General features: G+C 50.2%; 19 protein-coding genes. 10 read left to right on the plus strand and 9 right to left on the minus strand.

From position 1 onward, the window contains the following. Positions 1–34: 34 nt before the first annotated feature. Positions 35–1,213 (minus strand): mannose-6-phosphate isomerase, encoded by a 1,179-nt coding sequence (gene manA, locus ABOC97_RS00635; protein ID WP_349592787.1) that lies wholly within the window; start codon positions 1,211–1,213, stop codon positions 35–37. 198 nt (positions 1,214–1,411) lie between these two features. Here manA and fumA point away from each other — a divergent pair, with 198 nt between their 5' ends. Together fumA and fumC are read left to right on the plus strand one after the other, a co-directional pair. Next, the gene (gene fumA, locus ABOC97_RS00640; RefSeq protein ID WP_349592789.1) at positions 1,412–3,058 is read left to right on the plus strand and encodes a class I fumarate hydratase FumA; all 1,647 of its coding nucleotides are present in this window, start codon (positions 1,412–1,414) and stop codon (positions 3,056–3,058) included. Between the two features lie 224 nt (positions 3,059–3,282). Further along, complete coding sequence (gene fumC, locus ABOC97_RS00645) at positions 3,283–4,686, plus strand: class II fumarate hydratase (protein WP_349592792.1); 1,404 nt, start codon at positions 3,283–3,285, stop codon at positions 4,684–4,686. On the opposite strand, the gene tus is transcribed toward fumC, so the two are convergent. Next, positions 4,683–5,615, minus strand: a complete 933-nt coding sequence (gene tus, locus ABOC97_RS00650) for a DNA replication terminus site-binding protein (RefSeq protein ID WP_349592794.1) — start codon at positions 5,613–5,615, stop codon at positions 4,683–4,685. The two genes, fumC and tus, sit on opposite strands and share 4 nt — an antisense overlap. 85 nt (positions 5,616–5,700) lie before the next feature. Beyond that, entirely contained in the window at positions 5,701–7,002 is a 1,302-nt protein-coding gene (gene rstB / locus ABOC97_RS00655; RefSeq protein ID WP_349592797.1) for a two-component system sensor histidine kinase RstB, read from the minus strand. Positions 7,003–7,064: 62 nt separating this feature from the next. Between rstB and ABOC97_RS00660 the strand changes: the two genes are divergently transcribed. Together ABOC97_RS00660 and ABOC97_RS00665 are read left to right on the plus strand one after the other, a co-directional pair. Further along, positions 7,065–7,199, plus strand: a complete 135-nt coding sequence (locus ABOC97_RS00660) for a hypothetical protein (RefSeq protein WP_349592800.1) — start codon at positions 7,065–7,067, stop codon at positions 7,197–7,199. Between the two features lie 150 nt (positions 7,200–7,349). Continuing rightward, positions 7,350–7,832 carry a glutathione peroxidase gene (locus ABOC97_RS00665; RefSeq protein ID WP_349592803.1) on the plus strand — a complete coding sequence of 161 codons (483 nt, stop codon included), beginning with the start codon at positions 7,350–7,352 and terminating at the stop codon, positions 7,830–7,832. Between the two features lie 98 nt (positions 7,833–7,930). On the opposite strand, the gene ABOC97_RS00670 is transcribed toward ABOC97_RS00665, so the two are convergent. After that, positions 7,931–8,233: a putative quinol monooxygenase gene (locus ABOC97_RS00670; protein WP_349592805.1), complete on the minus strand. Its 303-nt coding sequence runs from the start codon at positions 8,231–8,233 to the stop codon at positions 7,931–7,933. A 259-nt stretch (positions 8,234–8,492) separates the two neighbouring features. On the opposite strand from ABOC97_RS00670, the gene ABOC97_RS00675 reads away from it, so the two are divergent. After that, positions 8,493–9,413: a M14 family metallopeptidase gene (locus ABOC97_RS00675; RefSeq protein ID WP_349592808.1), complete on the plus strand. Its 921-nt coding sequence runs from the start codon at positions 8,493–8,495 to the stop codon at positions 9,411–9,413. 85 nt (positions 9,414–9,498) lie between these two features. On the opposite strand, the gene ABOC97_RS00680 is transcribed toward ABOC97_RS00675, so the two are convergent. Continuing rightward, on the minus strand, positions 9,499–10,713 hold the full coding sequence (locus ABOC97_RS00680; protein WP_349592810.1) for an MFS transporter: 1,215 nt from the start codon (positions 10,711–10,713) through the stop codon (positions 9,499–9,501). Positions 10,714–10,815: 102 nt separating this feature from the next. Here ABOC97_RS00680 and ABOC97_RS00685 point away from each other — a divergent pair, with 102 nt between their 5' ends. Further along, entirely contained in the window at positions 10,816–11,733 is a 918-nt protein-coding gene (locus ABOC97_RS00685) for a LysR family transcriptional regulator (protein ID WP_349593515.1), read from the plus strand. A 100-nt stretch (positions 11,734–11,833) separates the two neighbouring features. Here ABOC97_RS00685 and ABOC97_RS00690 read toward each other — a convergent pair whose 3' ends face one another. After that, positions 11,834–12,961, minus strand: coding sequence for an MFS transporter (locus tag ABOC97_RS00690; RefSeq protein WP_349592812.1), 1,128 nt, complete (start codon positions 12,959–12,961; stop codon positions 11,834–11,836). A gap of 100 nt (positions 12,962–13,061) precedes the next feature. Between ABOC97_RS00690 and ABOC97_RS00695 the strand changes: the two genes are divergently transcribed. From ABOC97_RS00695 to ABOC97_RS00705, 3 genes are all read left to right on the plus strand, one after another. Continuing rightward, positions 13,062–13,859, plus strand: a complete 798-nt coding sequence (locus ABOC97_RS00695) for an AraC family transcriptional regulator (RefSeq protein ID WP_349592815.1) — start codon at positions 13,062–13,064, stop codon at positions 13,857–13,859. Between the two features lie 343 nt (positions 13,860–14,202). Beyond that, a complete protein-coding gene (locus ABOC97_RS00700; protein WP_349592818.1) occupies positions 14,203–15,426 on the plus strand; it encodes an MFS transporter in 1,224 nt (407 codons plus the stop codon). A gap of 191 nt (positions 15,427–15,617) precedes the next feature. Beyond that, positions 15,618–15,842 (plus strand): hypothetical protein, encoded by a 225-nt coding sequence (locus tag ABOC97_RS00705; RefSeq protein ID WP_349592820.1) that lies wholly within the window; start codon positions 15,618–15,620, stop codon positions 15,840–15,842. A 227-nt stretch (positions 15,843–16,069) separates the two neighbouring features. Here the strand turns inward: ABOC97_RS00705 and ABOC97_RS00710 are convergent, their stop codons facing one another. Then, positions 16,070–16,705, minus strand: coding sequence for a DUF421 domain-containing protein (locus ABOC97_RS00710; protein WP_349592822.1), 636 nt, complete (start codon positions 16,703–16,705; stop codon positions 16,070–16,072). Between the two features lie 9 nt (positions 16,706–16,714). Then, positions 16,715–17,161 (minus strand): DUF3290 domain-containing protein, encoded by a 447-nt coding sequence (locus ABOC97_RS00715; RefSeq protein ID WP_349592826.1) that lies wholly within the window; start codon positions 17,159–17,161, stop codon positions 16,715–16,717. Positions 17,162–17,516: 355 nt separating this feature from the next. Here ABOC97_RS00715 and ABOC97_RS00720 point away from each other — a divergent pair, with 355 nt between their 5' ends. Beyond that, positions 17,517–18,152, plus strand: a complete 636-nt coding sequence (locus ABOC97_RS00720) for a hypothetical protein (protein WP_349592828.1) — start codon at positions 17,517–17,519, stop codon at positions 18,150–18,152. Positions 18,153–18,194: 42 nt separating this feature from the next. Here ABOC97_RS00720 and ABOC97_RS00725 read toward each other — a convergent pair whose 3' ends face one another. After that, the gene (locus tag ABOC97_RS00725) at positions 18,195–19,544 is read right to left on the minus strand and encodes a cation:dicarboxylate symporter family transporter (RefSeq protein WP_349592831.1); all 1,350 of its coding nucleotides are present in this window, start codon (positions 19,542–19,544) and stop codon (positions 18,195–18,197) included. Positions 19,545–19,659: the final 115 nt, after the last annotated feature.

A 19,659-nucleotide genomic window follows, 5' to 3' on the forward strand; every position in this document is an offset into this window, starting at 1 on the left:
AAAGAGTAGCAAGCCTGCCCTGAAACTTCAGTAATTACTTCAACTTATTATAAACGCGCGCTAAACGACCGTTGCCGCTGGCCTGTACCGGCGACTCATTTGCCGCCACAAAGGCTGATTCGCCCGGTTTTAGCGTCAGCGTCTGGTCATTTTTACGGATAATTGATTCGCCTTCGAGGCAGAAAACAATCGCGGCGCCATCCTGGGCCAGTTCTGTTGCATCGGCGCTGAGGCCGTGCAGCGAGAAGGCAAAATCGTCAACCGGAATAGGGAACTCCAGCGTGGTACCGACTTTTTGCGGCTGCGTTAACAGAGTATTCGCCGGTTTGGCGGTGAATTGCACGTTGGCGACCAGTTCCGGGATATCAATGTACTTTGGTGTTAACCCGGCTCGCAGAACGTTATCGGAGTTCGCCATCACTTCCAGACCGGTACCGCGCAGATAGGCGTGTGGGGTTTCGGCGAACAGGAACATGGCGTCGCCTGGGTTGAGCTGCACCACGTTAAGCAGCAGCGGTGAGAACAGGCCGCTGTCATCTGGATAAAACTCGGCAATAAGACGGATGCCATCCCAGGCCGGGCCGGTTTGGGTTTCGAGAGCGGTACGCAGCACGCGCAGGGCATGGGCCTTTTCGTCCCCCTGCATATTGAGCAGGCCGGCGAACAGGGCGCTCAGACGATCGCTGGTCGGTTCAGCAATAAACTGACCGATAGCCGGGTTGGCATCTGCCACCGGGGCCAGCAGCTCAGCGATTTCGCTAAACTCGCGAAATGCGTTCATCGCCAGGAACGGAGTCAGGGCGAAAACCAGCTCTGGCTTATGGTTTGGATCTTTGTAGTTACGTTCGGCCGCGTCCAGCGGGATACCGGCGGCGTTTTCTTTAGCAAAACCGACTTCCGCCGCTTTTTTGCTCGGATGCACCTGAATAGACAGCGGTTGAGCCGCGCAAAGCACTTTGAACAGATACGGCAGTTCACCAAAACGCTCGGCGACTTTGGCCCCCAGCAGTGCGGTTTTATCGGCGTCAATCACGTCGCGCAGCGACTGCTCCTTGCCTTGACCGTCCAGTACTCGTGAGCTGCTCTTAGGGTGTGCGCCCATCCACAGCTCAGCCATTGGCTGACCGTCGAGATTAGCCATTCCATAGAGTTCCGTTAACGCAGTTTTGCTGCCCCAGCCATAGTTTTGCACTGAGTTGATGAGTTTTTGCATTATCAAGCCCTGTTTCAATGTGGATTCTTTTGGCTGTATTAAAGCAAAAAAACGCACTGCCGTATGCTGGAGAAATAAAAAGTCGTACTAGTCTCAGTTTTTGTTAAAAAATTGTGTACGATAGGGTAACTCGCTTTTACATGGGCAAATGGGAAGTCCGCCCTTCATAACATCATCAAAGCAGTAAGTGAGAGCACAATGTCGAATAAACCTTTTTACTATCAGGATCCTTTTCCGTTAAAAAAGGATGAAACCGAATACTATCTGTTGAGCAACGACTACGTTTCCGTCGCTGAGTTTGAAGGGCAGGAAGTCCTCAAAGTTGCCCCGCAAGCGCTGACGCTTCTCGCCAAACACGCCTTCCATGACGCCTCCTTTATGCTCCGCCCCGCGCACCAGCAGCAGGTGGCCGATATTCTGAGTGACCCTGAAGCCAGCGAAAACGATAAATACGTGGCGCTGCAGTTCCTGCGTAACTCCGATATCGCCGCGAAAGGCATTCTGCCGACCTGTCAGGATACCGGTACCGCCATTATCATGGGCAAAAAGGGCCAGCGCGTGTGGACCGGCGGCGGCGATGAAGCTGCCCTGGCTCGCGGCGTGTATGACACCTTTATCGAAGACAACCTGCGCTATTCGCAAAACGCCGCGCTGGACATGTATAAAGAGGTTAATACCGGCACCAACCTGCCAGCGCAGATCGATCTCTACAGCGTGGACGGCGACGAATACAAATTCCTGTGCATCGCCAAAGGCGGCGGTTCGGCCAACAAAACCTATCTGTACCAGGAAACCAAAGCGCTGATCACCCCGGCGAAGCTGAAAAACTACCTCGTCGAGAAAATGCGCACGCTGGGCACCGCGGCCTGCCCGCCGTACCACATTGCGTTTGTGATTGGCGGTACGTCTGCGGAAGCAACGCTGAAAACCGTGAAGCTGGCGTCGACCAAATATTACGACGGTCTGCCAACCGAAGGTAACGAACACGGCCAGGCTTTCCGCGATGTACAGCTGGAAAAAGAGCTGCTGGAAGAGGCGCAGAACTTAGGTCTCGGCGCGCAGTTCGGCGGCAAATACTTTGCCCACGATATCCGCGTAGTGCGCCTGCCGCGCCACGGCGCATCTTGCCCGGTAGGGATGGGCGTTTCCTGCTCCGCTGACCGTAACATCAAGGCCAAGATTAACCGCCACGGGATCTGGATTGAAAAGCTGGAAAATAACCCTGGCAAGTACATTCCAGAGCCGCTGCGTAAAGCCGGTGAGGGCGAAGCGGTAAAAGTTGACCTCAACCGTCCGATGAGCGACATCCTAAAACAACTGTCGCAGTATCCAGTTTCCACGCGTCTGTCGCTGAGCGGCACCATCATCGTTGGCCGCGATATCGCCCACGCTAAGCTTAAAGAGCGCATGGATAACGGCGAAGGGCTGCCGCAGTACATTAAAGATCACCCAATTTACTACGCGGGCCCGGCCAAAACCCCAGAAGGTTACGCCTCCGGTTCGCTTGGCCCAACGACCGCAGGGCGTATGGATTCCTACGTGGATCAACTGCAGTCCGAAGGCGGCAGCATGATCATGCTCGCCAAGGGCAACCGCAGCCAGCAGGTGACTGACGCTTGCCATAAACACGGTGGCTTCTATCTCGGCAGCATCGGCGGCCCGGCAGCGGTGCTGGCGCAAAGTAGTATCAAGAGTCTGGAATGCGTGGAATACCCTGAACTGGGGATGGAAGCTATCTGGAAAATTGAAGTGGAAGACTTCCCGGCGTTTATCCTGGTGGATGACAAAGGCAACGATTTCTTCCAGCAGATCCAGTCGTCACAGTGCGACCGCTGCGTGAAGTAATCTTTAACCGCCCCATGGGGGCAACCGCGAGTTTGAGATTGAGATACCCGGGGCGACCACCGGGTTTGGCGTCCCTCCGGGAACCAAATCCCGGCGTTTCCCCTAATCGCCTTGCTCAAGTGTACGGTTGTTACCCCGCGTGGCGGTTTTTATTTGTACCATACTTACCCAAGTTTGCCTGAGCAATGTCAATTCACAATCACTTTGAATTCAAGGAGAAGGTAATGACAACGTCACGCCGCGAAAGCGATTCTATGGGGCCGATTGAGGTTCCTGCCGATAAACTGTGGGGCGCGCAAACCCAGCGCTCGCTGGAGCATTTCCGGATCTCTACCGAGAAAATGCCGCTTTCGCTGATCCACGCCCTTGCGTTGACTAAACGCGCGGCGGCCAAGGTAAATCAGGATTTAGGTCTGTTACAGGCCGATAAAGCCGGGGCGATTATCGCCGCGGCCGATGAGGTATTGAATAACCAGCATCCGGACGAATTTCCGCTGGCCATCTGGCAAACCGGCTCCGGTACCCAGAGCAATATGAACATGAATGAGGTATTGGCCAACCGCGCCAGCGAGCTGCTGGGCGGCGAGCGCGGTATGTCGCGGCTGGTGCACCCGAACGATGACGTCAACAAAAGCCAAAGTTCTAACGATGTGTTCCCAACGGCGATGCACGTGGCGGCGGTGATTGCCGTGCGCGAGCATCTGTTGCCGCAGTTGGCAGTGTTGCAGGAGACGCTGCGACAGAAATCCGAGAATTTTCGCGATATCGTCAAAATTGGCCGTACCCATCTTCAGGACGCCACGCCGCTGACGCTCGGCCAGGAGTTCTCCGGCTGGGTAGCGATGCTCGAGCATAACCGTCGACACATTGAACAAAGCCTGCCGCATCTCAGCGAGCTGGCGCTGGGCGGCACGGCGGTGGGCACCGGTTTGAATACTCACCCGGAATATGCGGTTCGCGTGGCGCAGGAACTGGCGACCATTACCCAACAGCCGTTCGTCACGGCACCGAATAAATTTGAAGCGCTGGCGACCTGCGATGCGCTGGTGCACGCCCACGGGGCGTTAAAAGGGCTGGCGGCATCGCTGATGAAAATCGCCAACGACGTGCGCTGGCTGGCCTCTGGTCCACGCTGCGGCATTGGTGAACTGTCGATTCCGGAAAACGAACCGGGGTCGTCCATCATGCCGGGTAAAGTTAACCCGACCCAGTGCGAAGCGATGACCATGCTCTGCTGCCAGGTGATGGGTAACGACGTGGCGGTGAATATGGGCGGCGCCTCCGGAAACTTTGAACTCAACGTTTTCCGCCCGATGGTGATTCACAACGTGCTGCAATCGGTTCGCCTGTTGGCTGACGGCATGGAAAGCTTTAATGAGCACTGCGCGGTGGGGATTGAACCCAACCGCGAGCGTATCGATCAGCTGCTCAATGAGTCGCTGATGCTGGTGACTGCGCTCAATACCCATATTGGCTACGATAAAGCGGCAGAAATTGCCAAAAAGGCGCATAAAGAAGGGCTGACCTTGAAAAATGCCGCGCTGGCGCTGGGCTATCTCAGCGCCGATGAATTTGACCGTTGGGTTCGTCCGCAGGAGATGGTGGGCAGCCAGATAAGCGGCGCTTAATCAGTCGCCAGCCACAGGTGCAGCCGCGGGATAATCAACTGCAGCGGCTGCGCCTGCGGTTTATGCCGATGCTGGACGTTATCGGCATCGTAGTTCAGCAGTTCGCCAAGATCCGGCACGCTCACGCCGCTTCTGCCGGACAACACCGCAATCAGCGGCCCAGGACAGGCGTACTGCACCTGTTTTTGCTCCCCTGCATACCATACGCGCGCAATCGGCTGAACCTTCACCGGGCGCTTGATTTTCAAGCGGGCGTTCTGCGGCAGGGCGGCGATATCCTGATACTCACTTTCCAGCTTTTGCTGCCACTGCTCCCGCGTCCATGGCGGCACGGCGCGCGGCGACTTCAGGCTTTTTTCGAGTTGCGCCATCACTTCATCGCGGGTCAGATTTTTGATGATGTGTTTGTTCGCCCAGCCAAAGCGAATGGTGCTGGGATCGGAAAGTAGGGTCAGCGAGCGGTAGGCATTCAGGGTAATCAAGCCGGGAATATAGCGATGCACCCACTCAAAACGAGCGACTGGCGGCAGACCGGAATCGACGGTAATGATTTTCTCCAGCTCCGCTTTCAGCGTATTAATCAGTTCGACGCGGGCAGCTAGCGCCTCATGTTGTGTCGTGCTTGCCTGTAAGCAAATTGCCCCCGGTAGCCGCACGGCTGCTTTGCTGCTGCGGTTTTCCGATTGCTGCTGAATAAACAGGTGGCCGAAGTGCTGCAATGATCGGGTAAATGCCGCCTGGCCAATATGTTGCACCACCTTAACCTGCGACATCGGCGCGTGTTCAGCGCTTTTATCAACTTCAGGTAGCTCAAACACTCGCGCAGTCAGCAGGCGGCAGTCGCTCAACTCATCGCGCAGGGCGGCAATGTTGCGTTCAATCTGGCGAAAGGTATCGGTTAACCGTTCAACAAGGTCGTAGCTGGCCATCGTTATCCTTTGAGAGTGTCATTAGTTACAACATACTGTTTGTGCTTTCACTATACGCCGGGAATCGGCAACGTGCAAACCGCGGTCAGCTAGCCGAGGGCAGGGAAATATGGTGGTAGATAGGCCATTGTAGGCTGAAGCTGGCGCCGCCGAGCGAACTGCTTTCGCAATTGGCGTGACCGCCCATCGCCACGGCAATAGAGTGCACGATGGCAAGCCCTAATCCGCAGCCACCGGTGGCGCGATCGCGGCTTGGATCGAGACGGACAAACGGCTCGAAGACCCGTTCGCGTTCACTTTCCGCAATACCCGGGCCGTCATCTTCAACTCGTAGGCAGGCCTGGCTGCCGTTGAGCGTCAGGCTGACCTGTATTTTTGACTGGCTATAGCGCATGGCGTTATTGATAAGGTTATCCAGCACGCGTTCCATCAGGCGCATATCCAGCGCGCCGAAATCGCCATGCGTAATCTCGCCAATCACTACCTGGCGCTGCGGATTCACCGACTGAACATCTTCAACGTGGGCCGCAATCCAGCCAGGAAGGTCCGGCGTGGTCAGCGACAGCTCAGTTTGTGGGCGGTCGAGACGCGCGTAGGTGAGCAGCTCTTCAATCAGCGCTTCCAGTTGCCCGATATCGCGATTAAGCGCCAGCGATTCCGCTTCGGTAAGATTTTCGCTCATCTCCAGGCGATAGCGTAAGCGCACCAGCGGGGTACGCAGTTCATGGGCAATGCCATCGATTAACTGCTTTTTACTGGCGATCAGCGCGTTAATATTGTCGGCCATCTGGTTAAACGCTACGCCCAGGCGTTCAAAGCTCGACATGCTGTCAAAGTGAATTCGCTCGGTAAGATGACCGTCGCCAAACCGCTGCGCGGCGCTTTCAAGGCGCAACATATCCTGCCAGTGCGGTCGCATCCAGATAAACACCGGGAAGGCCAGCGAAATGGCAATAAACGCCATCAGCGCAATATCTAAGAGCCGCATCTCATGCATAAAGTAGAGATAGGGAATCGGGCCCACGGCCAGGACATAATGGCTGCGCGGAATCCGCTGAATAAAGGTGTACTGATCGTCAAGCGCGACGATATCGCCCGCGCGTAGATGCTGCATTGAGCTTTCGCCCAGCTCGAACTTACTGAGCGGCTCAATGCGCAGATCGAACGACAGGTTCAAATCCAGCTCGTTGAGGGTTTTACTCCAGTTGCGCGGTGGTATTTCACGCAGTTCGCTGCGCATCAGAGACAACGAGCTCTTCATCAGATCGTCGAGCGACTGACGTCCCGCGCGTTCGGCGGTGAACTTATACACCAGACCGACCAACATAGTCATGACCAGGAAGCAGACAAACAGCAACAGGTAAAACTGCACAAACAGCTTTTTCATCTAAAACCACCGAACGTTCAATATGTTAACTAATGCCTGTTGCTGTCTGAGGCTCCAGGAGCATGATGATATTCACTGATGAGCGAACGCCATCCTGCGTATTTACCCTGGCAGATTACACTGTATACATTATTTCTGCATTCACATGGGTTATCGAACTGCGTGATGGCATACCCGGCAAACCCTATGACGCGTAAAAGCAGGGCGGCAAAATCAATTCAATCGGGAGAAGTAACTCGATGTGGAGCCGCTCAAATGTCGCTGGTTAGTTGTCCTTTTCCTTCGGCTTTGCAACTATGTGTCGCGCGAACAAATAGCAGAGGAATTTCTATCGTGAGGATTCTGATATGACCACCTTTCATCAGCTGACCGCCACTAGCCTGGGTGGCCAGCCTATCTCGATGGCCGATTACACGGGCAAGCTGGTGTTGGTCGTTAATACCGCCAGCCATTGTGGTTTCACACAGCAATATGCAGGTCTGGAAGCGCTCTACAAGAAGTACGCAGCCCAAGGGCTGGTGGTACTTGGTTTTCCCTGCAATCAGTTCGGAAAGCAGGAGCCAGGTGGTGCCGATGAAATCGCGCAGACTTGCCACATCAACTACGGGGTGAGCTTTCCGATGTTTGAGAAAATTGAGGTCAACGGTTCCGCAGCGCACCCGGTGTTTCGTTACCTCAAAGAGCAATTGCCCGGCGTGCTGGGAGGAAGAATTAAGTGGAACTTCACTAAGTTCCTTATCGGGCGCGATGGCAAACCGCTCAAACGCTTTGCACCGTACGCCACCCCAGAGAAAATGGAAGCCGTCATCCTTGCTGCACTCGAAAGATAAGTTTCGCGGCCTCAAGCTAAAGATTGAGGCCGGAATGAGAATCGGCTGAACGCGTTTTGTGCTGAATAATGAGGACTGTCCATGGATAGATAAATATTTTATAAATCCCCCGGTTCTACCCGGCAATTCATCAAAATATATTGAGCATCCTTACGCTTATGTCGATCAATTAATGGTACAAGCCGCCTAAAATGCTCACTTGCACAGTGCAGGTCAAGCGCCGCCCGATCCGTCCATTCTTCTATAAAAATGAAATGGCCCGGGTCTTTTTCGTCGATATACAGATCATAAGCAATGCAAAAGGATTCCTTTCTGGTGGCCGAGATTAGCTCACGGTACAGCGGCATGACTATTTCAACACAGTCCGGTTTTATAAAATCCTCAGCAATAACTTTTAACATTCCTGCTCCTCAGTAAAAAAGTCATTTCCCGGTAAAAACAACAATCCTGTTTCTAACATTATTGAACCGTTATTGTCGATGTGTTGCGGGCATTTGATTCATGGCGATAGCAGAGGAGGCCGCCACTGTTTTGGTCTTCGTCAGCGATGTCATGCTGAAGTTACCGGAACGGTCTTTTGTGATAACGTTTGGTCAGCAGTACTTCATTGGTCACAGATCCTTCTGCCCTGGATAACAATCATCATTAAATGAGCGTCTTATGACAGAACAAAAGATTTACCCGATAGGTACACCCGGTAAGCCCTGGACTGCAACTGAATTACAGCAGTGGCGTGAAAGTCAGACTCGCTTACGAAGTTATCAGCGCGATGTGCTTGATGCTCTGGACATTATCCGTCTCCGCTATGACGTCATCCAGTATGGCGAGTTGTGCTATGGCGATGAAAGCTATCCGTTGATGGCTGTTAAATCCAGGCGCTGGGACGATAATCTGCCCGTTGTGCTGATCACGGGAGGAGTCCACGGTTATGAGACCAGTGGTGTGATAGGTGCCCTGGAATACCTGTCGGGAGATGATGCCGACTATGAAGGGAAAGCGAATTTACTGGTTGTTCCCTGCGTCAGCCCTTGGGCCTATGAACGTATATCGCGGTGGAACTACGACGCTGTTGATCCGAATAGACAGTTTTTCCCAGAAGGAAATGCAGAGGAATCACGTGCTTTAATGGCATTTATCTCTCCTTATTGTGGTCGGTTTATTGTCCACGTTGATTTGCATGAAACGACCGACACCGATGAAAGTGAGTTCAGTCCGGCGCTGGCAGCACGGGACGGGAAGAAGTATGAGCCTGAAGAAATTCCGGATGGTTTTTATCTGGTCAGCGATACGCAGAATTCAAGGCTGGATTTCCAACAGGCGCTTATCAGTGCTGTCGCAGAAGTCACCCATATTGCTCCGGCGGATTCACAGGGCAGAATGCTTGGTTTTCCTGTAGTTAGCCCCGGTGTGATTGAGTACGATAACAATGCCTATCACCTTTGCGCCACCATGACCGGAGCACCTTTTACCACGACGACGGAAGTGTACCCGGACAGCCCGAGAACATCTCCGGATGAATGTAATCGTGCGCAAATCGCCACTATCCGCAGCGCGATTAAATTCTCACTGAATAGCCTTTAATAGCCCGGATGCCTGTTGTAGTGGCCAGTGAATACTGGCCACCGTTTTACCGTAAAACGATATTTGTTCTCTGATTCCTCTGACATCAGCCATCCGTTGTAATAAGGTGGTCCGGCTGGATAGCCCGTTTAGCCAGTTTCTTTTGCAGAATAATAATGATAATTGGAAACACTGATGCGGAAATTGCACACACCACCAGCAATGTGTTCACATTTTTTTGTGCCATTCCATAGTCGGGTAATAAAAAAGCAGACAGGAAAAATGCGAGGGTTGTAATCAGATACATTATTGATGTCTGTAATGACGAGAATCCAGCTCGTTGCCTGTCATCCGGAAATTGAATCGTAATCGCCGAAGATGAAACCAGACGACTGTAAGACGCACCGAGAAATAAAGTAATAAATAACGCCGCATGCTGATAACCCAGGATGGGTATGAGCAAACTCAATATAAAGATTAGTGTGGAACATGTAGCCAGAATCAAAGCAGAAAAACGGGAGGTTAGCGCGCCCGTAATTTTTGTAGACAGATAACCGGTAATTCCCCCGGCGAGGAACAGCCACGGCAACAGATTTTGCGAAGCGCCCAGTTGCTGTGTCATTAAAGGTACCAGAATTGGGATGACCAGCATTGGGCTAAACTGGACAAACGCGTTACTGGAAGCGAACAGTAAAGTATCCGCACTGAGAGACTGTGTGCGGAGTGTGGGGAAGGAGACCGGGTCCTGAGGGATGATGGATACAATCAGTGGCAATGCCAACAAACAAAGTGCACTTATTAACCACAAAGCGATATGCCAGCCATAATGCGTACACAAAAATAATATTGTTGGCATACCGACAATGCTTACCATTGAAAATGACGCAATCACCGTCGCCAACATTTTTCCGCGCAAGTTAGCCGGTGCGTTGTTTATCAATATACTTGTACCCACACCCATTGTCGTACCGCCAACCAACCCCGCACAGAACCGTAGTGCAAGCAGAAGACTAAAACTGGCGGTGAAGGTAGTCAAAAGCGTCAGTAGACCTAATAGCGCCATATTGGCGATTAAAAAACGTTTCTTATTGAAATGACCAATCCAGTAAAAGGCGATAACTCCCGAAAGGACTGCACCCGATGTGTACATACCGGACACATAGCCTGAGAAGGATACGGGAACGGAAAAATCTGCTGCCATAAAAGCAAAAATAGGGTTGAACATCATGTATTCCAGCGCATTAGTGAACTGGATAAAAGCCATTACAGCGGCTATTCGCATAAGGGCTTTAGGATTAAACGTTGGTGTGAACAGTGGCATAGCAAGCAACCTGTGGATGAAAGATATCCGAGTTTAACCGCTATCAATAATGTTCATTAGATGGTAAAAATGGCACTTATTGTTATCTTATATGGGATAATCATGCGTTCAGCTCTTGATTTTAATACCCTGAAAGTATTCATCGCGGTGGTCGAACGAGAAAGCTTTGTTGGGGCATCGAAAGTCCTTGAAATGCCGACATCAAATGTGAGCCGTTGTATTTCGCAGTTAGAAGAAAAACTGAATCTTCAGCTCATTGAGCGCAGCACCCGACATATGAAACTCACCCAGTCGGGGCATCTGCTCTATACCCGAGCGAAGCCATTGCTGGAGGCGCTTGAGCAAACTGAGACAGAATTAACGTTGCGGCAAATGCAACTCAAGGGCCCATTACGTCTCTGTATTCCCAATGAAATTGGTCCGGCATTACTGGGTTCTGCAGTTGCTGAATTCGCCTGTCAGTACCCGGACCTGGAGATCAGCTGTGTCACCAATTTGTCAGGTCTGGAGTCCCTGCGAGATGATCTGGATTTAGCCATTATTGTTAGCCGCGGTCAGATGGACGACAGTGACTACATAGCTCGTCATCTGGTGACTATCCCTTGCACCATAGTGGCAGCTCCCTCCGTCATTCAGCGTTATGGCATCCCTTCTCGAATACAGCAATTTGAAGAATTACCTTGTATTACAACGGTAAGCGCACTGAAAGGTGCTCCCTGGCAGTTTATCAACAAAAAGGGAGGGTTCGAGACGATTAAGGTTAAAGGTCATTATCGGGTCAACAGCGGAGAGATGGCAGGGCGTGCGGCAGTATCAGGGGTCGGTTTTGCCATTTTATCTAAACAAGCCTGCCAGCCCTACATTAGTGATGGAAGGCTAATCGAGGTTGAGTTTGAACAATCGGTTGCCCCATTGCAATTGTTCGCACTCTATTCAGACAGGCGTTATTTGCCCGCGAAAACGCGCGCGTTTATTGATTTCATCCAGCAGAAATTAAGCACTATATCCTGCGAAACATAAGGCAGCGATGAAATCGCTACAGAGAGTCTGGTTTCTAAGCAAAGAATTTCTACTTCTGGCTCACCGTGGGCCATCAAGCTAGCGCTATACAGCAATCGGCTTAGCGGCGGGGAAGACTGCAAAGCCAGGCTGTTACGGCACAAGCGGTCAAAACCAATCCAAGCTGCTGCACGATCCCGGCAAGACCCAGCATCATTCCCAGCAATAAATAGTAGACTAATCCAAACAGCGCTCCGGCAGCTCCGGCCTGTTCACGATAATGGCTCAGGGCCTGGCTCAGTACATTGGGTATCGCAATGCCATAGGCAACCACAACCCCAGCTACCGGCACAAGGATCCACGCAGATTGCTGTAATCCCCAGGCAGTGACGCCAGATAGCAGCGCAAGCGCGCAGGCATATTTCACCAGCTGTTCTGATGACAAGCCGAGGGACAGCAATTTCCGGTTCCACAGGCTCCCTGATAGAGAAGCAAAAGCCAGTAAAATCCCCGTCCACCCGAAAGCCCTTGGAGTCCAGCCCAATTGCCCAAAAAGAAACGGCGCAAGGCTGTAGTAACTGAAAAGCATCGTATTCAGCAGCGCAACAAGCATGGCATGCTGCCACAGTCTTCCATCTCCCGCCATCCGGTAAATCAGCCCGCGAAACCGGGAGCCGGAAGTATTTTCCGACCGCGTTTCAGGGAGCAAGAATGCGGTCAGCATTAACAGTACTAACGATGTCGTGGCCAGCGCAACAAACATGCCGCCATGACCGTACAGGCTAACCAGCCAACCGCCACTGACCAGACCGAAAACTGGGCTTATCGCCAGCGCCGCTCCCATAGCGGAAAAAATACGGGCTAATGCCGTCGATTCGTAGCTATCCCGCAGCATGGTTTGAACGACAACAGACCCTGCAGCCGCGCCTACGGCGGCTATCATGCGAGCCAGGAGCAAAACGCTAAACTGTGTGGCAAAAAGCGCCATTGCGCAGCCTGTCCCATAGCAGAGTAGTCCGGACATCATGGCAGGCCGCCGACCAATGCTGTCGCTTAACCACCCCCACAGGGCAACGCCGATAGCAAAAGCGACAAAATAGACTGAAAGAGTCTGAGCTGCACGTTCACTGCTCACCTGAAAAGCTCGGGCAATGTCTGGCAATGCCGGGCTGTAGATCGTTTCCACAAGCTGGGGAAACATTATCAGCAATGTCAGTAGCCACAAAGGTGGCCGTTTATGGGTATTCATGACAACTTCCTAAGCAAACTTAATATGGGGGGATTATTGCGGAAGTGTTTATGTCTCATTACCATTATCAAGACTAGATATATTAAAAATCGGACATAAGATGAAAATTGACCCTGAGGATTCTTTCAATCCGGATAATTTTGCTGATGTGGTTGTTGGGATTGCATCCGATATGGGGGTACACGATTCAGGCATGCACAGTCACCTTCGTCATCAGTTACTTTTTTCAGCGGCTGGAAGCATCACTATTGAGATGGATAACACCCTTTGCCTGCTTCCACCCCGGCGCGCTGCCTGGATACCGGCCGGCACGGTTCATCGTGCCATTATGAGTGGAACGATGGCCTATCGATCTCTTTATTTTTCAAATAGTTTACCGCTAGCTTCACTGCCTCTGCAGATCGTTGAAGTTAACCCCTTATTCTTTGAAGTCATAGAGCGGATGGCGTTCTGGCCATGGGGAATGGCTGAAGCACAACAGCTCAGTCTCATCACGGTTTTTTGTGAAGAAATTAAAAATGCACAACGTGAAAACTGGACACTGAGATTTCCTACAGATAATCGCCTGAGCGCATGGCTGGACAGCGTTCGCAGGGGAGAATTACCTCCGCGCCTGGGACAATTGGCTCAAAAAGCAGGCGCGTGTGAGCGTACGATAAGCCGTATCTTTATTAAAGATACAGGAATGAATTATCAGAGCTGGAGGCAGCAGTGGAGGCTACTGAAAGCGATGGAAATGCTATGTGATGGTTGGAAGCTAAGTCAGGTTGCGCAGCAGCTTGATTTTGTCAGCGACAGTGCCTTCATTGTTTTTTTCCGTCACTATACGGGGACAACACCAACCCGCTATCTCCGCCATTCAAACGCTGAAAATCAGGACCTATCCTCGGTTCAATAGCCCGATACAAATCTGGTTGATATTAGCCGATACTCATCGGGGCTCTCCATTTCGTCATCGATGGTGAGCAAGACTGATTTCCAAAAGTTTCCCGGGATACTTACAAACACAGTGTCGTTTTCCGCACCCGGTAGGCCGACTAAAATGTATTAGGTAATTGAGTGCTATGAGGCAAAATTCCGGCTTCAAGTACACCGTCCACTTTCTATGTGCTAAACTTTTGCATCTGTTTCTACTAGAGTTTTTTCTCAATGTAAGAATTCCATCTTTTGACAGTTTTTACTTTCCGCATTGCCTGTTGGCTATGTGGATCTCTGTTATTTAAAGATGAGAATTTTTCTACATGAATACCTTGCTGCTTGCGCTAATTCGCGCACTGCGTAGCCATCGTTGGCTGCGTTTCCTTGGTTGTGCTTATATCCTGTCATCACTGGGTAATGGGCTTACTCAGATAATTATTTTTGGACAACTGTTACACTGGCAGGCTTCTCCTGCGACTCTGACCATCGTTTATATGCTGTCGATGCTTCCCAGCTTTATCGGGAGTCTTTGGGGCGAGGTTTTGTGTCGGACAGTTTCACCGCTCCGAATACTGATTTGTACAGAGATACTCGGTTTGCTGGCACTTATATTTCCGTGGTATGGCTTGTTGCATCATAACGTTCCGGCCCTGCTTGCGGTCCAGTGTTGGGAAGCTCTGTTAACTGGTATGAGTTATCCTGCGTTGACCTTGCTGTTTAAACGCGGATTGCGTCATGAAGAATTACCCGCTGCCACCGCCATGGAAACGATAATTTTTGCCTCGCAGGTTATATTCGGCACCGGTCTTGGCGTTTTACTGTTTGATAGGGTTTCTATTCTAAATCTCCTTGCCATCGATGCCCTGAGCTTTGCCGCTTCTGTCGCTATGCTCCTGGCATCTGGTTCTGTCTTTCAAGTGGCCCGATTACAGCCGGAAAAGGCTCCGCCTGTCTCGCAAAAACTTCTCTGGCGGTGTTTGTCTCCGGTGCAAAAAAGGAGCATGTTGCTTTTACCTGCACTTGCCGCCGTGGGGTCTCCTGCAATGGCACTTTTGCCTGCTTTGGCACAAGAAATCAGGCCAGAAGATTCTGCTGAATTGGCGCTGCCACTGATACTTGCTCGAAGTCTTGGGCAACTCTGCGGCCCGCTAATTCTTAATGCCGATAAACTACAACGATATGCCGCTAATAACTGGCTATTGATGCTATGCCTGGGAGGATACATTGGAAGTTATTGTTTATTACCCCTATCCACTGGTTTTACATTCGTCGGGTTGGCGCTGATCTTTAGTGCGCACATGGCGTCGAATATTGTGTTTGCTTTAGGCTCTTTCGGGGTACTTAAAAACTTCGCAGAAACTCAGGTTGCGAAAGCTAGCGCAATAACCTGGCGTGGGCAGGTTCTGACAGCCGCTGCCTCTACAGGAATAACCAGTGTGATAGCACAGAAATTTGGCGCTATTACTGCACTCTACACTATTTCGATATTTAGCCTGACAGTCGTCGGCGCTTTGCTGTGGTTCAATGGACCACGTAAAACAAGCTAAAACGGTTAATAGTGGGGAGCCGAATGCTCCCCACTAATCTAACGTTCACCTTCGATTAAGACGATGCGTTAGGTTTGCTCCGCGCTCACCGCAGTTGATCAACCCCACGTTAACCCTACATTTGGTAGTGGATGCATGAGAGGGGTTCATTTATTCTGCTTGCATCAGTGAGCAGGCCGGAGCCACTCTTTATGGATAACCCCATATTTCAGAAAACCATCATTACTTTTATTCTTGTCCTGTGGGTAATTAATGAATTCAGGCCAAAGAAAAAAAAGCTTTCTCACTCCGCGATTGAAGAAGCCGATGCCAAAGAACGTCATGAATGGCGATATTTCAGGTGGGGATGGCGGGCAATACAGATGGCCGCGACGGTGTATATCATTATTCAGCTGGTTCAGTTTTTGCTGAGATAGCCAGCCGCTGACTGATTAGATTGGGCGGAGAGGCATGACTACCCAGACTGATCGTAGCTCCTTCCCGGCAATGATGGTTCGAATGTCACCTGAGTGCCGGGAGCAGTCGCTGATGTTAGCGTCCTGAAATAGAGGCAACCAAAAACGGCAGCCTCCTGACACTTAGCTCTCAACAAAAATCAATATTATCAGCAAGATAGTGATAGCAGGGGGATTGGTTTTGGATCTTATTTTTCATATCCGTATAAATTAATTTTACCCGATAAATACTCACCTAAATAGACTTCACTGATTTTATTGAAGCCTTGCTTTATCACTTCATTTTCTAACCACTCACTGTCCTTATTAAGGATCTCGAGCAGATCATGGTTAGCTAAACCATCCACTATAATGGGATAGCGTATATTTTCATCACCACTTTGTATAATGGTTAACTGCCCATTCTGTTCGAGAACCACACGTTTTAGTTGTTCTATCTCATAAATGCCATTGGCTCTTAGTTTGAACATCAGGTCATTTGCAGAAACACCGTTGCGTAAACACTCCTTAACATTAATACTGCCATTATGTACTAAAGTAATAGGTTTTCCGTCAATGATTCTTTTAACTAACCGATTGTTCTCTTTTAAAAATTTAAGAACAAAGACGAGGAAAGTCCATATGATTAACACGAGAACAAACTGTAGTACGGTTATCGACTCATTGTAAATTACACCACCGATAATCCCCCCGAGCACATAGTTCTGCACCTGATCCATTGCGGACGAAGGAGCCAGATTTCCTTTCCCCATGAGGTTTATTTGAACAATTAAACACAGTATCCCCAGACCTAATTTTATAATGATAGGCGTATAAATTATCATTTCTATTCCTCAACTTTTCATGATTTCAATGTCTGGGTTCACTAACGAAACTTCTTCTAAGCTGTATGTTTTTTGATCCTGGCTTAAGTTTACGCGGTAATAAATCTCATTAATTTTAACGATAATGCCATCCGAGAGTTGTACTGAACTGGAGAATATAGAATTCACATTCACTTTTTTTTCATGGGATAACAATCTAACAAAGTTAACCATCTGTGATGATTGGGAATGTATATTTTGGCTATCGGTATAGTCTGCATACTGGACACCAGAAATAAAGAGTAAAAATAAAAAGACAATGATTGTTAAGTCCCGATATTTAGTTTGCAAGCGATGACGCATATACAGGCTAAAAACAACGATTAGGATAAATAAAGCACTGAAGATAATGATGTATTTTAAGTAATCATTGATATTAGACTGTGTTTGTAGATAATCGATGCCATAAAATCTCATATATTTTTAATTCCTAAATCCTCAAGACCCCATTTTCATTATAGTAACACATTGCATCATCCTGCTCTGATGCAACTTAACAACAAGTTGGCTTCCTTTAACGTGGCTAGGTTCCGGCATGAATACGGACGGCATCACGGTAGGCCAGTAGCGCCTGGCGGAGGCTAACCGAACTGGTGAGCCACCTGGCCGCAACGCGGCACTCTGATGCCTTCACCAGTGCTCACCAATGACACAATCGTTTCACATTTAATGCGAACATTAAGATAACCTTAAGAAGATCGCATGCAATGCTAATGGCTAAACACATTGGGAATTTATCATGATAGGCAGATTCTTAATGTGGCTATTATTTATGAAATTAGATACGCACGTTTCGCTTCCTGTGATTGTTCTGATTGTGGTGTCGGTACTATTTCCCTTGGCCGCTGATTGGCGTATCCCTTTGCTGGGTGGGGAGCTGGTGACGCAGATTGAAAATATGCAGGCAGTATGGCTGCTATTCGGTGCGGTATTTACCCTGTGGTATATTCGACCACATTTGAGACCTGAAGGTGAGAAACAGTTCTGGATGTGGGCGGCCCTGTGGTGGGTGGTGTTGTTAGGGCGTAGCACCAGTTGGGGACGCGCCTATTTCCCGGAAGCGCCGCATATCGTGTTTAAAGCTATCTCGGTGATTCTGGTCGGTGGTTTACTGTTGAGCCTGGGGTCTTTACCACTACGCCGTGAAATAGCGCGCCGACTGCGGAATATGACTTTACCGCTGTGGTTGATGGCGGTGACGGTGGGCACGTTTTTAATTGCCGATACGATAGAGCACCATCGTCTTTTAGCGCCGCTGTTTGTGCACGATCTTAATTATGTGGATCTGATGGAAGAACTGTACGAAATACCGTTTATGGTGGGTTTGTTCCTGGTGACATTCTATTTTATGAAAGCGGATAAAGACGCAGAAATGATTTTCTCGGCGTGGTATCAGCACAGCCATTAAAAATAATATGCCTCAGCGTTCAGGGCGCTGAGGCGTTTGCGTTTAGTTGGTAGTTACGTTGGCTTGGTTCTCAGCCGACTCTTTTTTCTGCTTGAGAACCCGGCTAGCGATAACCCCAGACATCATCGAGCCGTTCACGTTCAGCGCGGTACGGGCCATATCGACAATCGGTTCGATAGCAATAAAAATACCGACCAGCGCCACCGGGAAATTCAACGTTGAAAGCACAATCAGAGCGGCAAACGTACCGCCACCGCCGACACCCGCGACGCCGATTGATCCCAGCGCAATCGCGGGAAGTAGCGTTGCGAGGAACTGGAAGGACAGGGGAACGATGCCCATAGTTGGCGCAATCATCGCCACCATAATGGCCGGATAAATCCCCGCACAGCCGTTTTGCCCCATGCTGGAGCCAAAAGATGCTGCGATATTAGCAATCGTGCTCGGTACGCCGAATTTTTCCTGTGCGGTAATTGCCAGCGGAATAGCCGCGGCGCTGCTACGTGAAACAAATGCGAAGGTGAGCACTGGCCATACGGTTTTATAATAGTGCAGCGGATTATTACCACTTAATACCAGCAAAATCGCATGAACGATAAACATCATGGCAACTGCCAGGTAGCAGGCGGCAATAAAGCCTAGCAGGCTGGTAAATTGTTCCAGCTGGTAGGTTGAGAACACTTTGGCCATTAAGGCCATCACCCCATAAGGCGTCAGCGCAATCACAATACGCACCATCTTCATTACCCAAATCTGAATCGCGTTGATACCTGCGCTTAATTTGGCTCCTTCTTCTGGTGCATCCTTTTTCACCTTCAGCAGAGCCACACCGGCTAGCAGCGTAAAAATCACGATACCGATAACCGATACGCTGCGCGCGCCCGTCAGATCGAGGAACAGGTTAGTTGGAATCAGTGATGTGAGCAGCTGCGGCAGGGAAACTGTGGCGGTTTTGGTCACGTCATCAGCGGTCAGCGTCGACTGCATATGGCCAAAAGCGCTGGCATCGAGCCCGATAACGTGCGCGGTAAATAGCCCAACAAATCCAGCGATCATCACCAGAATCAGCATGCAAGCGACGATGGTCAGCGACATTTTGCCGATCCCCGCGTTATTCTCGAGCTTATTAATGGCGGAAAGAATGGAAATAAAGATCAGCGGTACCGCAACCAGTTTCAATAAATTAACGTAGCCGTTACCGATGATGCTGTACCAATCAATCACGGCTTTACCGCTGGTGGCGGAGATGAAGTGCAGGGATAAACCGATAACGGCCCCGATGAAAATGGCGATAAACACGGATCGGGAAAGCGAACGGCTTTTTTGATCTATTTTGAATATGCCCCATGAACAGATTAAAAAAAGGACAATATAGGCAAGCGTTGTGAACATGATGTAGCCTCTTACCTCATTCAGCACCTGAAATGCCGGAAAGAGTGGTGTGCAATAAATTAACCTCTTATCCAGTGCGGGTAAGAGTCCGTGGCGGATTATAAAGATAAAAACA

The organism is Kluyvera huaxiensis (assembly GCF_040149365.1).
Taxonomy (GTDB): domain Bacteria; phylum Pseudomonadota; class Gammaproteobacteria; order Enterobacterales; family Enterobacteriaceae; genus Kluyvera; species Kluyvera intermedia_A.

What these genes read in the sequence shown, in the direction of transcription:
- manA (WP_349592787.1), bottom strand. Translation starts at nt 1,213, where the DNA reads ATGCAAAAACTCATCAACTCAGTGCAAAACTATGGCTGGGGCAGCAAA.
- fumA (WP_349592789.1), top strand. Translation starts at nt 1,412, where the DNA reads ATGTCGAATAAACCTTTTTACTATCAGGATCCTTTTCCGTTAAAAAAG.
- fumC (WP_349592792.1), top strand. Translation starts at nt 3,283, where the DNA reads ATGACAACGTCACGCCGCGAAAGCGATTCTATGGGGCCGATTGAGGTT.
- tus (WP_349592794.1), bottom strand. Translation starts at nt 5,615, where the DNA reads ATGGCCAGCTACGACCTTGTTGAACGGTTAACCGATACCTTTCGCCAG.
- rstB (WP_349592797.1), bottom strand. Translation starts at nt 7,002, where the DNA reads ATGAAAAAGCTGTTTGTGCAGTTTTACCTGTTGCTGTTTGTCTGCTTC.
- ABOC97_RS00660 (WP_349592800.1), top strand. Translation starts at nt 7,065, where the DNA reads ATGATGATATTCACTGATGAGCGAACGCCATCCTGCGTATTTACCCTG.
- ABOC97_RS00665 (WP_349592803.1), top strand. Translation starts at nt 7,350, where the DNA reads ATGACCACCTTTCATCAGCTGACCGCCACTAGCCTGGGTGGCCAGCCT.
- ABOC97_RS00670 (WP_349592805.1), bottom strand. Translation starts at nt 8,233, where the DNA reads ATGTTAAAAGTTATTGCTGAGGATTTTATAAAACCGGACTGTGTTGAA.
- ABOC97_RS00675 (WP_349592808.1), top strand. Translation starts at nt 8,493, where the DNA reads ATGACAGAACAAAAGATTTACCCGATAGGTACACCCGGTAAGCCCTGG.
- ABOC97_RS00680 (WP_349592810.1), bottom strand. Translation starts at nt 10,713, where the DNA reads ATGCCACTGTTCACACCAACGTTTAATCCTAAAGCCCTTATGCGAATA.
- ABOC97_RS00685 (WP_349593515.1), top strand. Translation starts at nt 10,816, where the DNA reads ATGCGTTCAGCTCTTGATTTTAATACCCTGAAAGTATTCATCGCGGTG.
- ABOC97_RS00690 (WP_349592812.1), bottom strand. Translation starts at nt 12,961, where the DNA reads ATGAATACCCATAAACGGCCACCTTTGTGGCTACTGACATTGCTGATA.
- ABOC97_RS00695 (WP_349592815.1), top strand. Translation starts at nt 13,062, where the DNA reads ATGAAAATTGACCCTGAGGATTCTTTCAATCCGGATAATTTTGCTGAT.
- ABOC97_RS00700 (WP_349592818.1), top strand. Translation starts at nt 14,203, where the DNA reads ATGAATACCTTGCTGCTTGCGCTAATTCGCGCACTGCGTAGCCATCGT.
- ABOC97_RS00705 (WP_349592820.1), top strand. Translation starts at nt 15,618, where the DNA reads ATGGATAACCCCATATTTCAGAAAACCATCATTACTTTTATTCTTGTC.
- ABOC97_RS00710 (WP_349592822.1), bottom strand. Translation starts at nt 16,705, where the DNA reads ATGATAATTTATACGCCTATCATTATAAAATTAGGTCTGGGGATACTG.
- ABOC97_RS00715 (WP_349592826.1), bottom strand. Translation starts at nt 17,161, where the DNA reads ATGAGATTTTATGGCATCGATTATCTACAAACACAGTCTAATATCAAT.
- ABOC97_RS00720 (WP_349592828.1), top strand. Translation starts at nt 17,517, where the DNA reads ATGAAATTAGATACGCACGTTTCGCTTCCTGTGATTGTTCTGATTGTG.
- ABOC97_RS00725 (WP_349592831.1), bottom strand. Translation starts at nt 19,544, where the DNA reads ATGTTCACAACGCTTGCCTATATTGTCCTTTTTTTAATCTGTTCATGG.